General features: G+C 66.6%; 14 protein-coding genes. 8 read left to right on the top strand and 6 right to left on the bottom strand.

The window, feature by feature from the left end; genetic code table 11:
• Positions 1–8 precede the first annotated feature (8 nt).
• The 7 genes from AB0T83_RS02430 to AB0T83_RS02400 all read left to right on the top strand — a co-directional run bounded on the left by AB0T83_RS02430 (position 9) and on the right by AB0T83_RS02400 (position 5,962).
• Positions 9–953 (top strand): DUF58 domain-containing protein, encoded by a 945-nt coding sequence (locus AB0T83_RS02430; RefSeq protein ID WP_366191235.1) that lies wholly within the window; start codon positions 9–11, stop codon positions 951–953.
• Complete coding sequence (locus tag AB0T83_RS02425; protein WP_366191233.1) at positions 953–1,432, top strand: DUF4381 domain-containing protein; 480 nt, start codon at positions 953–955, stop codon at positions 1,430–1,432. Before AB0T83_RS02430 ends, AB0T83_RS02425 begins: the two co-directional genes overlap by 1 nt.
• Positions 1,429–2,421 (top strand): VWA domain-containing protein, encoded by a 993-nt coding sequence (locus AB0T83_RS02420; protein ID WP_366191232.1) that lies wholly within the window; start codon positions 1,429–1,431, stop codon positions 2,419–2,421. Before AB0T83_RS02425 ends, AB0T83_RS02420 begins: the two co-directional genes overlap by 4 nt.
• Positions 2,418–3,956: a VWA domain-containing protein gene (locus tag AB0T83_RS02415; RefSeq protein WP_366191230.1), complete on the top strand. Its 1,539-nt coding sequence runs from the start codon at positions 2,418–2,420 to the stop codon at positions 3,954–3,956. Before AB0T83_RS02420 ends, AB0T83_RS02415 begins: the two co-directional genes overlap by 4 nt.
• Positions 3,953–5,266 carry a hypothetical protein gene (locus AB0T83_RS02410; protein WP_366191229.1) on the top strand — a complete coding sequence of 438 codons (1,314 nt, stop codon included), beginning with the start codon at positions 3,953–3,955 and terminating at the stop codon, positions 5,264–5,266. The genes AB0T83_RS02415 and AB0T83_RS02410 overlap by 4 nt, the downstream gene beginning before the upstream one ends.
• 128 nt (positions 5,267–5,394) lie before the next feature.
• Positions 5,395–5,730: a hypothetical protein gene (locus tag AB0T83_RS02405; RefSeq protein WP_366191227.1), complete on the top strand. Its 336-nt coding sequence runs from the start codon at positions 5,395–5,397 to the stop codon at positions 5,728–5,730.
• A gap of 67 nt (positions 5,731–5,797) precedes the next feature.
• Positions 5,798–5,962: a PLDc N-terminal domain-containing protein gene (locus AB0T83_RS02400; protein ID WP_366191226.1), complete on the top strand. Its 165-nt coding sequence runs from the start codon at positions 5,798–5,800 to the stop codon at positions 5,960–5,962.
• 5 nt (positions 5,963–5,967) lie between these two features.
• Here the strand turns inward: AB0T83_RS02400 and AB0T83_RS02395 are convergent, their stop codons facing one another.
• From AB0T83_RS02395 to AB0T83_RS02375, 5 genes are all read right to left on the bottom strand, one after another.
• Complete coding sequence (locus AB0T83_RS02395) at positions 5,968–6,582, bottom strand: nucleoside/nucleotide kinase family protein (RefSeq protein ID WP_366191225.1); 615 nt, start codon at positions 6,580–6,582, stop codon at positions 5,968–5,970.
• 69 nt (positions 6,583–6,651) lie between these two features.
• Complete coding sequence (locus AB0T83_RS02390) at positions 6,652–6,942, bottom strand: ArsR/SmtB family transcription factor (protein WP_366191223.1); 291 nt, start codon at positions 6,940–6,942, stop codon at positions 6,652–6,654.
• Positions 6,943–7,244: 302 nt separating this feature from the next.
• Positions 7,245–8,216 carry a threonine ammonia-lyase gene (locus tag AB0T83_RS02385; protein WP_366191221.1) on the bottom strand — a complete coding sequence of 324 codons (972 nt, stop codon included), beginning with the start codon at positions 8,214–8,216 and terminating at the stop codon, positions 7,245–7,247.
• Entirely contained in the window at positions 8,213–9,760 is a 1,548-nt protein-coding gene (locus AB0T83_RS02380) for a haloacid dehalogenase type II (RefSeq protein ID WP_366191219.1), read from the bottom strand. Before AB0T83_RS02380 ends, AB0T83_RS02385 begins: the two co-directional genes overlap by 4 nt.
• Positions 9,761–9,789: 29 nt before the next feature.
• Positions 9,790–11,292, bottom strand: a complete 1,503-nt coding sequence (locus tag AB0T83_RS02375) for an MORN repeat-containing protein (protein ID WP_366191217.1) — start codon at positions 11,290–11,292, stop codon at positions 9,790–9,792.
• A 132-nt stretch (positions 11,293–11,424) separates the two neighbouring features.
• On the opposite strand from AB0T83_RS02375, the gene AB0T83_RS02370 reads away from it, so the two are divergent.
• Positions 11,425–13,083: an NAD+ synthase gene (locus tag AB0T83_RS02370; RefSeq protein ID WP_366191216.1), complete on the top strand. Its 1,659-nt coding sequence runs from the start codon at positions 11,425–11,427 to the stop codon at positions 13,081–13,083.
• A 21-nt stretch (positions 13,084–13,104) separates the two neighbouring features.
• Here the strand turns inward: AB0T83_RS02370 and AB0T83_RS02365 are convergent, their stop codons facing one another.
• A complete protein-coding gene (locus AB0T83_RS02365; protein ID WP_366191214.1) occupies positions 13,105–13,803 on the bottom strand; it encodes a hypothetical protein in 699 nt (232 codons plus the stop codon).
• Positions 13,804–13,825 lie beyond the last annotated feature (22 nt).

Here is a 13,825-nt window from a genome sequence, read left to right as displayed (position 1 = left end):
GCCGGATCATGCCCGAGGTGCCGCGCAAGACCGACCCGCGTATCCATACCGACCTTGCGCATCTGCGCCGGCTGGCGGGATCGGCGCGCGCGCTGTCGTTCCTGCCGCGCCAACCGGCACGATCGGCGTTCAACGGGCGCCATGCCTCGCGGCTGCGGGGCCGGGGGCTGAATTTCGAGGAATTGCGCAACTATCAGGTGGGCGACGACCCGCGCACCATCGACTGGAAGGTCACCGCCCGCACCGGCGAGCCGCACGTGCGGGTCTACACCGAAGAGCGGGACCGCCCGGCGTTGTTGCTGGTCGATCAGCGCATGTCGATGTTCTATGGCACGCAGCTCAACATGAAATCGGTCACCGCCGCCGAAGCGGCGGCGCTGGCGGCCACCCGGATCCGGGCGCAGGGCGACCGGGTCGGGGGCGTCATCTTCTCGGATGATGAGGTCGCCGAGTTGCGGCCGCGCGCGTCGAACCTTGCGCTCAACCGCTTCATTTCGACCCTGTCCGAGGCGAATTGCCGGTTGCGCGCCGACCTTGACGTGCCGGTGTCGATGCCGCTGAACCGTCCGCTGGAAGCGGCGGCGCGCATTGCCACGACGGGCAACCTGATCCTCGTGTTCTCGGATTTCGGCGAGGTAGACGACCAGACCGAACGCCTTGTGCGGCGGCTGGCCCAGCACAACGACGTGATCCTGTTCCCGGTCACCGATCCCTCCGCCACACGTCTGCCCGACGATTTCCGGGTCGTCGCCTCGGATGGCCAATTGCAGGTGGAACTGGACAGCGCGGACGGGGACATCAGGCACCGGGTGGAGGACGCCTTCGGCGCGCGCATCAACCGCGCGATCGGCTGGACCCGCACCTATGGCATCCCGGTGCTGCCGTTGAGCGCGGGGCGTGAAACCCTGCGGCAACTGCTGGATCTCATGGGGCTGCCCGGAGGGCGACGCTGATGGCGCAGCCCCCCGACACCGAGGGCAAGAACCTTGTCGAGATGCTCGACATGCTCAAGCCGATCCCCGAACCCGAACCGATCTCGATGATCCCGGCAACACAAGGCTGGATCTGGCTGTCGCTTGCGGTGCTGGCCGCGCTTGTCTGGCTGGGGTGGCGGGCAGCGCGGCACTGGCAGGCCAATGCCTATCGTCGTGCTGCGCTGAAGGAACTGGATGCCGCCGGGGATGACCCCGCCAAGGTGGCCGACATCCTGCGCCGCGCGGCACTGGTCGCCTATCCCCGGCGCAAGGTGGTCGGGCTGCTGGGGCCGGACTGGCTGGCGTTCCTGTCCGAAACCTGTCCGGGGGCCGGGTTTTCCGGCGATGCGGGGGAGATCCTGCTGCGGGCGCCGTGGCGCGACGAACCCCCCGATCCGCGCGTGACCGGTCTGGCCCGGCACTGGCTGAAGGCGCATCGCCGGGAGGCCCCGGCATGAGCTATTCCTTCGCCTTCCCCTGGGCAGTCCTGTTGCTGCCGCTGCCCTGGCTGGTGTGGCAATTCGCGCCCCGCTATCGCCACCAGACCTCGGCGGTGCGGATGCCGTTCTTCCGGCAGTTGACCGAGGCGGCGGGTCTGGACCCCAAGCCCGGTGCGATGGTGCTGCGGCGCGCCCGCATCCAGATGATCACCGCAATCCTGTGCTGGGGGCTGCTGGTGCTCGGCCTCGCGCGCCCCGAACAGTTGGGTCAGAAGATCACCGTGGAAACAGCAGCGCGCGACATGGTGCTGGCCGTGGATATTTCAGGCTCGATGGATGCCCGCGACATGGAGGGGCCGGACGGTACGCAGGCGCAGCGCCTGCAGGTGGTCAAGGATGTGGTCGGCAACTTCATCGAGCAACGCGACGGCGACCGTATCGCGCTGATCGTCTTTGGCAGCCGCGCCTTCGTGCAGACGCCGTTTACCGAGGATCTCGCCTCGGTCCGTGAATTGCTCGACACGACGACCGTGGGCATGGCCGGGCCGGATACGGCCATCGGCGATGCCATCGGTCTATCGATCCGCACCTTCGAGACCTCGGAGGTTGACCAGCGCCTGCTGGTGCTGCTGTCCGACGGGGCCGATACCTCCAGCCGCATGTCGCCGGTCAATGCCGCCGAGATCGCTCAGCAGCAGGGGGTGCGGATCTTTACCATCGGCGTCGGCAATCCCGAAGGCGCGGGCGAAGACAAGGTCGATCTTCAGGCGTTGGACGACATCGCGCAGCGCGCCGGCGGGGCCTTCTACTATGCCACCGACGGGGCCGGGCTGCAGGAAATCTATGCCGAGATCGACCGTCTGAACCCGCGCGTCACCGAAACCGTCAACTTCCAGCCCAAGCGTCCGCTGGCATGGATCGCCTTTGCCCTGGCGGTGATGATCGCCTCGCTGTCGCTGCTGTCGCTGCTGTCGCTGCAACTGTCCTCATCGCGGAGGTCGGCATGATGGATGCGGTTCTCGATGCGCTTGCGGCGCTGCACCTGTTGCGCCCGCTCTGGCTTCTGGCTCTGCTGCCCATCGCCGGGCTGTGGTGGCGCGCCCGGCGCGGGACGGCGACGACAAACGCCCCCACGCGCGGGATTGCCCCGCATCTGGCCGAGGCGCTGACAGTCGGCAACACCGGGCGGCGGCGGGTACTGCCCATCGACGGGGTCGTAGCCTGTCTGGTGTTGCTGACGCTGGCGGCTGCGGGCCCAACGTGGAGCCGGGTGCCCAACCCGCTGCTGGCCCAGACCGCGCCGATGGTGGTGGCGCTGGAAGTCAGCCGCTCGATGGAGGCGCCGGATCTGCCGCCCAACCGACTGGACCGGGCCAAGTTCAAGATCCTCGATCTGGTGGAACGCCGCGCCGGGGCCCGTACCGCGCTGATCGCCTATTCCGGCACCGCCCATCGCGTCGCCCCGTTGACCGAAGATCCGAATATCCTGCGCTCGATGCTGGAGTCGCTCACGCCCGAAGTCATGCCTGAAGAGGGCGACAATGCCACCGCGGCGCTGACGCTGGCGGGCGCGGAACTGGCGAAATCCGAAACCCCGGGCGCAATCCTGTTCGTTCTGGACGAATTGAGCGAGGCCGATCTTTCTGCCTTCCGTGAGGTACAAGCACGGGAAACGCCGGTCCTGTTCCTGGTGGCCGCACCCGAAGGCAGCCCGCGGAGCGCGCTGGATCAACTGGACGGCGCGACGGTCGTGCAACTGACCGCCGATGACACGGATCTGAAAGCCATCGACAGCGCTGCGGCCTCGGCCTATCGCGCCGCCCTGCTGGGGGACGAGCGGTTGGACTGGGACGATCGCGGCTGGATGCTGGCATGGCTGGCGATGCCGCTTCTGCTGCTGTGGTTCCGGCGCGGCTGGACCATGCGGTGGGCATTGGTTGTCGGGCTTGCCACCGGTCTGACCGCCCCCGGCCCGGCGCAGGCCGATGTGGTGGACTGGTTTTTCACCCCAGACCAGCAGGGGATGCGGGCCTACCGCGATACGCGGTTTTCCGACGCGGCGGGGCTGTTCCAGGCCCCGATGTGGCGCGGGTTGGCATTGTTCCGCGCGGGGCAGTATCCGCAAGCCGCCGATCTCTATTCGCGGCTGGACACGCCCGAGGCGGCCTTCGCCGAGGGCATGGCACGGACCCGCAACCGCGAATACCGGCCCGCCATCGCGGCCTATGAAAAAGCCCTGCAACTGCGCCCCGACTTCCCGGAGGCCGAATGGAACCTCGCGGTGACGCGCGCCATTCTGGAGTTTGTCGAGATCGCCCGCGAAGAAAGCGATACCGGCGAGGAGACCGGTATCGGGGCCGATGACGTGGTCTTCGACAACGAGGCCAACCGGGGCGCCGACACCCAGACCGATTTCACCGAGGAAGACGCCGCGCCGGAGTTCCAGACCACCGAGCAATGGATGCGGTCGGTGGATACCGACATGGGCGATTTCCTGCGAACCCGCTTCTTGCAGGAGAATTCTGCGGGAGGCTCCCAATGACCGCCGCGCCCCGATCCCGTTTATCGCGCCAGTGGCGGGTGCTTGCAGCGGTTCTGATATTCGCCGTTCCCGGTCCGGTTGCTGCACAGGACGACGCGGCCGCGACCGCTCCACCCGCCGAGGCCGTCCAACCGCAGGTGACGGCGGAGCTGACACCGGACACCGCCGTCGTCGGGCAGCCTCTGGTTCTGCGGATCAAGGTTCTGGTGCCCACCTGGCTGCCCGATCCGCCCGCCTTCCCGGCGCTGGATGTGCCAAATGTGATCGTGCGCTTGCCCGAAGGCGCCTCGGGGCCGATCAGCGACTCCGTGGGGGGCGAAACCTGGTCGGGTGTCAGCCGTGCCTATCGGCTTTATCCCATGGTGCCCGGCGACGTCAGCCTGCCGGCCCAGACCATCACCGTGACCTACGCCGATCCGGACACCTCGGCCCCTGTGACGTTCGAGGCCAGCCTCGATCCGGTCCGTTTCACCGCAACGGTGCCCGAAGACGCCGCCGGGCTAGACCCCCTGATCCTCGCCAGCGGCCTGACGCTGGAACAGACCATCGACGGCGCAGATGGGCCGTTGGGCGAAGGCGATGCCGCCAGCCGCAGCGTGACGGCCAAGATCTCGGGCACCTCGGCGCTGTTCATTCCCTCGTTGATCCCACCCGTCAAGTCCGAAGCCGTGCGGGCCTATCCCAAGGATCCGGCCATCGCGGAGACCTCTGACCGGGGCGTGTTGTCGGGCAGCCGGACGGAAACCGTCAGCTATGTCGCGCAATACGGGGGCAGTGTCGAGTTGCCGCCGATCTCGATCAACTGGTTCAACACCGAAACCGGGTCGATGGAAACCGCGCAACTTGAGGGCGTGACCCTGGACGTGGACGCGCCCGGCCCGCCGGTGGCCGCGCGGTTTACGCCGCGCCAGATCGCCTTGCTGATTGGCGGAGTGATCCTGCTGCTGCTTGTGGCTCAGGGTCTGCGCCTTTACGCGTTGCCGCCGTTGCGCCGCCTTCGGGACAGGAGAAAGACCGCGTGGGAGGCCAGCGAAGGCTATGCGGCGCGTGGGGTCCGGCAGGCCATCGGGCGGAAGGATCTTTCCGCCACCCATTGCGCGCTTGCCATCTGGTCCGACAGATGTCCGGGGCATGACGCGCCAGACCTTGAGAGTGCCTTGGCAGGGATCGGAGCAGGCCGCTATGGTGATATGCCCGATGGCGGCGGCGACTGGTCGGCGGTGTCGGCGGCCTTCCAGGCCGAACGCCAGCGACGTCTTGCAGGCGCCAGCCATGGTGCTGAGGCCGTGCCGCCGCTCAATCCCAGCTAGGAGGGTAGCCAACTCTGCGCGCCATCACTGCTGCCCGGCGCCGGTGTCCGGGTTCCGGAATGCCCGCCCTGACCCGTTGCTTGGGTCGTGTTAACCTCAGTTACCGAGCACCAAGGCGGGAGGGCACCATGCAGATCGTCATCGGCTATGGCAGCGCGCTGCTCTGCGCGCTTGTGGTCATCTTCGGAGACACGCTGATCAAGCTGGCCGCCGATCAGGGGCAACCGCTGCACGCCCCTGCCGGGCTGGCCGGGCTGTCGCTGTACGTCCTGTCGGGGATGTTCTGGTTTGTGGCCGTGCAACAAATATCGCTGGGGCAGGCCGGGGTGGCTTTTGCCATGTTCAGCCTGCTGGCACTTTGTGCCATCGGCGTGATGGTCTTTGATGAACCGGTGGCCTGGCGCGAGATCGCGGGCATCGGCTGCGCGCTGGCCGCCCTGCTGCTGATGGTGCGCGTTGCCTGATATCTGATCGCGACAGCCCGGCAGTGTGGCGCTAGACTGGACGCGAAATTTCCAAGGGAGACGTCACATGGAAGCCATTCTCGGTCTTGTCATCCTGGTCGCCGATATCTACGCGATCGTGAAAATCATCCAATCCGGTGCCACGACCCTGCAAAAGATCATCTGGGTGCTGGTGGTCGCGATCCTGCCGGTGATCGGCCTGATCATCTGGTATTTTGCCGGGCCCAAGTAGGAGGCTCAGACCACCTGATCGGCGGGCAGCCGGGACGCGAGGATACGGCGGGCATTGGGCAGGTCGTTGGCCTCGGCCCGCGCCTCGGCAGCGTCCGGGGGCAGCCCGTGGTCGCGCCAGCGCGCGATCAGGCGGCTGCGCAGGACGGTCTCGTCGGGCGCGGTCCAGACCGAAAAATCCCAAAGGGTCGCCAGTTTCCGCCAGGGGTCGGCGTCGAACAGCAGATAGTTGCCCTCGACCACGGCGATCCGGTGCAGTGGGGTCACCTCGATCGCCCCGGCGACCGACAGGTCGCGGGACCGGTCAAAGCTGGGCAGGATGACCGACGGCTCGGTCTTCAGGCGCCCGATGGCATGGCAGAAGCCCGCCGCGTCGAAGGTCTCGGGCGCACCCTTGCGAGGCAGCAGGCTGCGTTGTTCCAGCAGGCGGTTGTCCAGATGAAACCCGTCCATCGGCACCAGAATGGCCTCGGCCCCCAGCCGCGCCACCAGCGCCTCGGCCACCGTGGATTTTCCCGATGCGGGCGGGCCGGCGATGGCCACCAGAAGCCGCTGCCCGGATGCGGGCGGCGGCAGGGTGTCGGCGATGGTTGCGGCAAGATCCGGGGGGGAGGGCGGCATGGCGAGCGGTCTTTCCTGCGGCGCCTCACGCAGAGGGCGTCGTTTCCATCCAGAGTCTTTCGGAAGACGTCAGTCGTCGTCCGAAGCGCAGAACATGTCGTAGAGAAGGCCGATCATCCGCTCGGCCCGTTCGTCGCCCAGCGAATAGAATATGGTCTTGCCGTCCCGGCGCGAGCGCACCAGCCCTTCCATCCGCAAACGCGCCAATTGCTGGCTGACCGCCGCCTGACGTTGGCCCAGCAGCTTTTCAAGTTCGGTCACCGATTTCTCGCCCGAGTTGAGATGGCACAGGATCAGCAGCCGGCCTTCATGGGCCAGCGCCTTGAGGAAAGCCGCGGCATGGGCGGAATTGGTCGCCATTTCCGGCGGCAACGGATCCCCGTTGCCAATATCTCTTTCGACTGACGCGAGTTTGTTCATAACGCTCACGTAACCTTTCATGTTCCTGCACCTGTGCGACCACATCGCCCCATCCGGTTGTCGTCTCGATGTCCGATCCGGACAGGCGCACCCTACCGCAGATCGCCCTGGCGGTACTTTCTTTCGAAACGATGGGTCGCGGGAAAACGTACCGATGCAGCGGGATATAACGCTCGTACTGAATATAAACACTTCTTGACCACTTGACAATCACTGCCCCCGGGCGGTGGGGCGGCGCCCGATCAGGGGATCGCGGCGACTGCATGGGCCAGAATGTCGGGGTCGGCATTGCCACCCGTGGCGACGGCAATCACCGGGTCCGAACCAAGGGCGTCGCTGCGATGCAGCGCGGCGGCCAGCGCCACCGCGCCGCCGGGTTCCACCACGATCTTCAGATGCCGCAAGGCCACCGCCATGGCGGTCAGGGCTTCGGCATCGCTGACTGTCAGGCCAGGTCCGCACAGGCGGTGCAGGATCGGGAAGGTCAGGTCGCCGGGTTGGGGGGTAACGATGGCGTCGCAGATGCTGGTGCCGCCGGGGGCATTGCCCAGGATTTTGCCAGCGGCCAGAGACCGGGTGACATCGTCGAAGGCCTCGGGTTCCACCGGGCGCACACACAGGCCGGGCGCCTGTTGTTCCAGCGCCAGCGCGATGCCCGAGGTCAGCCCGCCGCCACCGCAGCAGACCAGAACCTGACCCGTGGTGACGCCCGCCGCGCGCGCCTGTTCGGCCAGTTCCAGCCCGCAGGTGCCCTGTCCGGCGATCACCTCGGGCTCGTCATAAGGGCGCACCAGCCGCAGGTCGCGGGTGGCGGCCAGATGCGCGCCGATCTCTTCGCGGCTTTCCTTCCAGCGATCGTACAGCACGACCTCGGCCCCGTAGGCGCGCGTGCCCTCGACCTTGGCGCGGGGCGCATCCGAGGGCATCACGATGACCGCCGGCAGCCCGGCTTCCTGCGCGGCGCGGGCCACGCCCTGGGCATGGTTGCCCGAGGAATAGGCGATGATGCCGGAACAGCCGCCTTCGGCCGCGATGGCAGTCACGGCGGATTTTGCGCCGCGATACTTGAACGAGCCGGTGTGCTGCAGGCATTCGGCCTTCACCAGCACCCGGCGACCGGCCAGGGCGTTCAACTGTGGCGATTCCAGCAGCGGGGTGCGGCGCAGGAACGGGCGGATGCGGGCCTCGGCGGCGGCGATGACGTCGGGAGTCATGGCAAGCTGTCGATGAATTGGGACAGGGCGCGCCGGGCTTCGGGTTCATCCAGAAACGGTACATGGCCGCGCCGAGGCACCTCGGCATGGATCATGTCCGGACGGCGGCGGCGCATTTCGGCGGCGGTTTTTGCGGGCAGGATGTCCGAATGCTGCCCCCGGATCAGCGCCAGCGGCAGATCGGCGAAAGCGTCGAAGAACGGCCACAGATCCTGCACGTCGCCAGTGGCCGATTGCTCGATCACCGCGTCGCGCAGCTTGGCGTCATAGCGAATGCGCAACCCGTCGTCGGTCTCGGTCCAGATCCGTTCGGCGTGCAGCCGCCAGCGGCCGCGCGGTACGCCGGGGAAGCGGGCGGCGGTGGTCTTGACCAGCGCGTCGGCGGCTTCGTCATAGGTCTGGAACGCGGGCTGGATGCCCAGATAGCCGAAGATGAAGGCCAGCCCCTCGGGGTCGATCTCGGGGCCGATGTCGTTCAGGCAGACGCCGGTCAGGCGGTCCTTGTGGGTGACGGCCAGCGTCAGCGCGATCAGCCCCCCGCGCGAGGTGCCCAGGATCGCCGCCTTGTCGAGCCCAAGGTGATCCAGCAGGTCCAGCGCGTCCAGCCCTTCGCGGCCAAGATTGTAGTTCAGATAGGTCGGATCATGGTCCGACTGGCCGCGCCCGCGGGTGTCCAGCCGGATGATCCGGGCGCGATCCGAGAAGTCGCGCGCGACGAAGTCGAAATCCGCTATGTTGCGGGTCAGCCCGCACAGGCACAGCAGGGCCGGGCCCTCTCCCTCGTCCCGATAGGCCAGCCTCAGCCCGTCCGAGGCGGTGAAATACTGCGGTTCGGGGTGCAGATCGGGGCGGGTGAAGCGGCCCGAGGCCAGCAGGTCGGGAATGCGGCTCAGGTCAGGTTCGATGGCGGCGGGCGGTTCGGGCAGCCGATCCAGCGGCTGGCCCATGCGGTTGACCCAGAGGGTCTGGAACCCATAGGCGGCCGCACTGCACACGTCCCAGCCGTTCGACGAGACGAACAGCACCTCGTCGGCGCGTTTGCCCAGTTGATCGCGCACAAGGTCATAGACTGCCGCGTCGGGTTTGAAGACGCCGCAGCTTTCCACCGACAGCACCCCGTCCAGAAGCCCTTCAAGGCTGGCGGAGCTCACCGCGCCCTCCAGCATCTCGGGGGAGCCGTTGGACAGGATCGCCGTGGTCAGCCCCTCGGCCTTGAGCCGTTGCAGCAGGTCCGGCACCTCGGGGTAGGCGTCCAATTCCCAATACAGGGCCAGCAGGCGGGCGCGCAGCTCTTCGCCTTGCAGCCCGTTGGCCTCCATCGCCCAGTCCAGCCCGTCCTGCGTGACCTCCCAGAACGGGGTGTGATTGCCGGTGACGGCGCGCAGCCAGGAATACTCCAGCTGCTTGGCTCGCCAGTCGCGGGCCAGCGCCTGCCAGACCTCGGCCAGTTGTGGGAACTCGGGCGACTGCGCGGCGGTGCGGGCGGCGGCGGTCACGTCGAACAGCGTGCCGTAGGCGTCGAAGACGACGGTGGTGATGGGCATGGGGTGTCCTTTCGCGGGCGCTGCGCGCTCTATTGCGAGTCCGTTGCGGGGGCGCTGTTGGGCGCGGCGTCGGGGGCCGTGTCTGCGGCGGCCTCAGGGGCTGGTTCAGGTGCGGGAAGGGTCTCGCCATCGATCATCACGCCGTTGCGCCACAGGCCGGTCAGCACCTCGCCCGAGGCGTAGGTGAGCGTGCCTTGTCCTTCGCGCTTGCCGTCCACCAGCGCGCCCTCATAGACATCGCCCGAGGCATAGGTCACCCGGCCTTCGCCGGTGATGGCGCCATCCTGCCAGACCCCGTCATAGATCACGCCATCGGCGCTTTCCCAGCGGCCCGGACCGTGGAACTGATCGTTGCGGAAGGTGCCGGAATAGCGCGAGCCGTCGGGGTAGGTGACCTCGCCCGCGCCATCGCGCACGCCTGCATCCCAGCCGCCAGAATAGCGATAGCCGTCGGGGCCGGTCAGGGTGCCCTGGCCCTGCGGCACGCCGGCCTGAAAGCTGCCCTCGTAGACCACGCCACTGGCATAGCGGCTGGCCCCCTGGCCGTTGATCTCACCCTCCAGCCAGTCGCCTTCGTAGACATCGCCATTGGCATAGGTGACGCGGCCCGCGCCGTGCGGCAGGTTGTTGTCGAACTGGCCTTCATAGACCGAGCCATCGGGATAGGTCAGCCGACCCTGGCCATGATGGGTGCCCGCCACCCATTCACCTTCGTAGCGATAGCCATCGGTGCCGATGAAGGTGCCGGTGCCATTGCGCTCGTCCGCGACGAAGGCGCCTTCATAGATGTCGCTGTTGGCATAGGTCATCTTGCCGTTGCCCGACCGCTGGCCCTGCACCAGCACGCCTTCGTAGACGTCGCCGTTGACATAGGTGACGCGGCCAAAGCCGTTCATCTGGTCGTCGATCCAGGCACCGTCATAGGTGAACCCGTCGGGCATGGTCAGCTTGCCGGTGCCGTTGCGCTTGTCCGACCGCATCTCGCCCTCATAGCGGGCGCCGTCGGGGAAGGTGATGGTGGCGCTGCCGCTGCGCTTTCCCGCGTCCCAGCCGCCGTCATAGACATAGCCGTCGGGGCGGGTCCAGGTGCCGGTGCCGTGGCGCTGGTTGTTCTCGAAGGTGCCCATGTAGACCGAGCCGTCGGCATAGGTGGCCGTGGCCTCGCCGCTGAGCGCGCCCTCGACCCAGGTGCCGATGATGACCGAGCCATCCAGCAGCGCCACCTGGCCGGTGCCCTGCGGCAGGCCGTTCTCGACCTCGCCCTCGTAGATGCTGCCGTCGACGAATTTGGTGGTGCCGGTGCCGGTGCGTTCGCCATCCGCCCAGGTGCCGTCGTACTCATACCCGTTGGGCAGGGTATAGCGGCCCTGTCCATGCGGCTTGCCGTTTTTCATGGTGCCTTCGTAGACGCCGCCGTTGGTGTATTGCTGCGTCACCACCGGACCCAGATCCTGCGCCGAGACGGCATTTGCGACCAGTGCCGCCAGTGCCGTCGCCGCCAATGCCCGTACCGCGCGTTTCCGCCCCATCATGACCTGCCTGCCTTCCCGGTTCTCGTGCCCAAGTGCTAGATCATCGCGCGGGGCGGAGCAACATGCCCGGAACAGGCGCTTCCCCTTACCGCGCCAGCAATTTAAGGAAGGGGCAAGAGCAGGAGACCGCCCATGCCGCAGACCTTTCGCCTGACCCTGGCCCAGATGAACCCGCGCCTTGGCGCGCTGGAGGACAACGCCGCGCTGGCCCGGCAGGCGTGGGAGGCCGGCCGCGACGCGGGCGCCGACATGGTGGCGCTGCCCGAGATGTTCCTGTCGGGTTACCAGACGCAGGACCTGGTGAAGAAACCGGCCTTCGTGGCCGATTGCATGGGCGCGCTCGAGGCGCTGGCGCGCGGTCTGACCGGCGGCCCGGCGCTTGCCATCGGCGCGCCCTGGATGGCCGAGGGCAAGCTTTACAACGGCTATCACGTTCTGAAGGACGGGCATGTGGTGGCGCGGGTGTTCAAGCACGAACTGCCCAATTCCGACGTGTTCGACGAGGTGCGGCTCTATTCCTCGGGCGCGATTTCCGGGCCCTACCGGATCGGGCCGCTGCGGATCGGCTCGCCCATCTGCGAGGACGCCTGGCATCCGGATGTGGCCGAGGCACAGGCCGAAAGCGGCGCCGAGATCCTGCTGGTGCCCAATGGCTCCCCCTATCATCGTGAAAAGCACGACGAACGCCTGAACCACATGGTCGCCCGCACCATCGAGACCGGGCTGCCGATCATCTATCTCAACATGGTCGGCGGGCAGGATGACCAGGTCTTCGACGGCGGCAGTTTCGGGCTGAACCCCGGTGGCGTACTGGCCTTCCAGATGCCGCTGTTCGACACGTCGATCACCCATGTGGATCTGGAAGAAACCCCCGGCGGCTGGCGCATCGTCGACGGCGACCGCCCGGCGCGGCCCGACAGCTTTGCGCAGGATTACCGGGCCATGGTCATCGGCCTGCAGGACTATCTGGCCAAAAGCGGCTTTTCCAAGGTGCTGCTGGGGCTTTCGGGCGGCATCGACTCGGCGCTGGTCGCGGCCATCGCCGCCGATGCGCTTGGCCCCGAAAACGTGCGCTGCGTGATGCTGCCGTCGCGCTATACCTCGCAGACCTCGCTTCAGGATGCAGCGGGCGTGGCAACCCAGCTTGGCTGTCGTCTGGATGATCTGCCGATCTCGGGCCCGGTGGATGCCGCGACCGAAGCACTGGCGCCGCTGTTCGCGGGCACCAAGCCCGACCTGACCGAGGAAAACCTGCAATCGCGGATGCGCGGCCTGCTGCTGATGGCCCTGTCCAACAAGTTCGGCGAAATGCTGCTGACCACCGGCAACAAGTCCGAGGTGGCAGTGGGCTATGCCACGATCTATGGCGATATGGCGGGCGGCTACAACCCGATCAAGGATCTCTACAAGACTCGCGTTTTCGCCATGTGCCGCTGGCGCAACGCCAACCACGCGCCGTGGATGCTGGCCCCGGCGGGCGAGGTCATCCCGCCCCGCGTCATCGACAAGCCGCCCTCGGCCGAATTGCGCGACGACCAGCGCGACGACGACAGCCTGCCCCCCTATGAGGTGCTGGACCGCATTCTGGAGATGCTGGTGGACGAGGACGCCTCGGTCGCCGAGGTGGTGGCGGCAGGCTTTGACCGCGACACCGTCAAGCGGGTCGAGCATCTGCTCTACATCAGCGAATACAAGCGCCACCAGGCCGCCCCCGGCGTGCGCCTGTCGAAACGCGCCTTCTGGCTGGATCGCCGCTATCCCATCGTCAACCGGTGGCGCGACAAGGGCTGACGGGGCGCGCCGGCCGCCGGGTCACTGCGTCGGGGCCTTGTCACGAAGCTCTTGAATATCCCGCTTGAGTTGCTCCAGCTTTTCCCGCTCCTCATCGGTCAGGTCGCCGCCTTTCAATGCGGTTTCGATCGCATCCAATAAGTAGTTGATTGCAGTCAATGCCGCCCGTTGTCCGCCGGAAACCGAGCCGAGATGAACCCAGAGTTCGGTGGGATCATAGGCGGCCTCCTCGTCTGCCTTGAGCCGCGCGGCCAGATCTGCAAGCTCCGTGAGTTTTTCCTTGTCCAGACCGCCAAGCGCTGCGAGGTCCCAGAATGAGATCAATTCAGCAGTGGGATCGCCAGATGAACCGGTCGGCGGTTTTCCCATGAGGGTTGTGAACAGATCAGCGCCATAGTCGAGTCGGGCTTTGCTGCGTATCTTAGCTTTGTAATGTGGCAGTGCTTTCTGAGTGAAGAAAAGAATCAGAATCACGACAATTGCTGCAACAATCGCGATTTCAGTCATTGTCACGGCAAAAAAGCCGCGCGGAAAGATAATCAGCATTGGCAGATAGAGTATTCCAAGGGCAATTGTCGCGGCCGTTGCTGCGGTGATCTGAACCCGGCAACTTGGTTTGACGATAGGGTCCGAATAGAACAGCTCGCTTACATAAATCGCGAAGCCGATGATGATCACCATCGCAGCAACAGAAACAATGAGCATGTCTGGCGGGATCATGGCACGGGCCTCCTCGGCGGTT

The organism is Meridianimarinicoccus marinus, assembly GCF_040689105.1.
GTDB classification, from domain to species: domain Bacteria; phylum Pseudomonadota; class Alphaproteobacteria; order Rhodobacterales; family Rhodobacteraceae; genus Meridianimarinicoccus; species Meridianimarinicoccus marinus.
The sequence above is the reverse complement of the archived record's forward strand: the minus strand, read 5'-3'. Positions and strand labels throughout refer to the sequence as shown.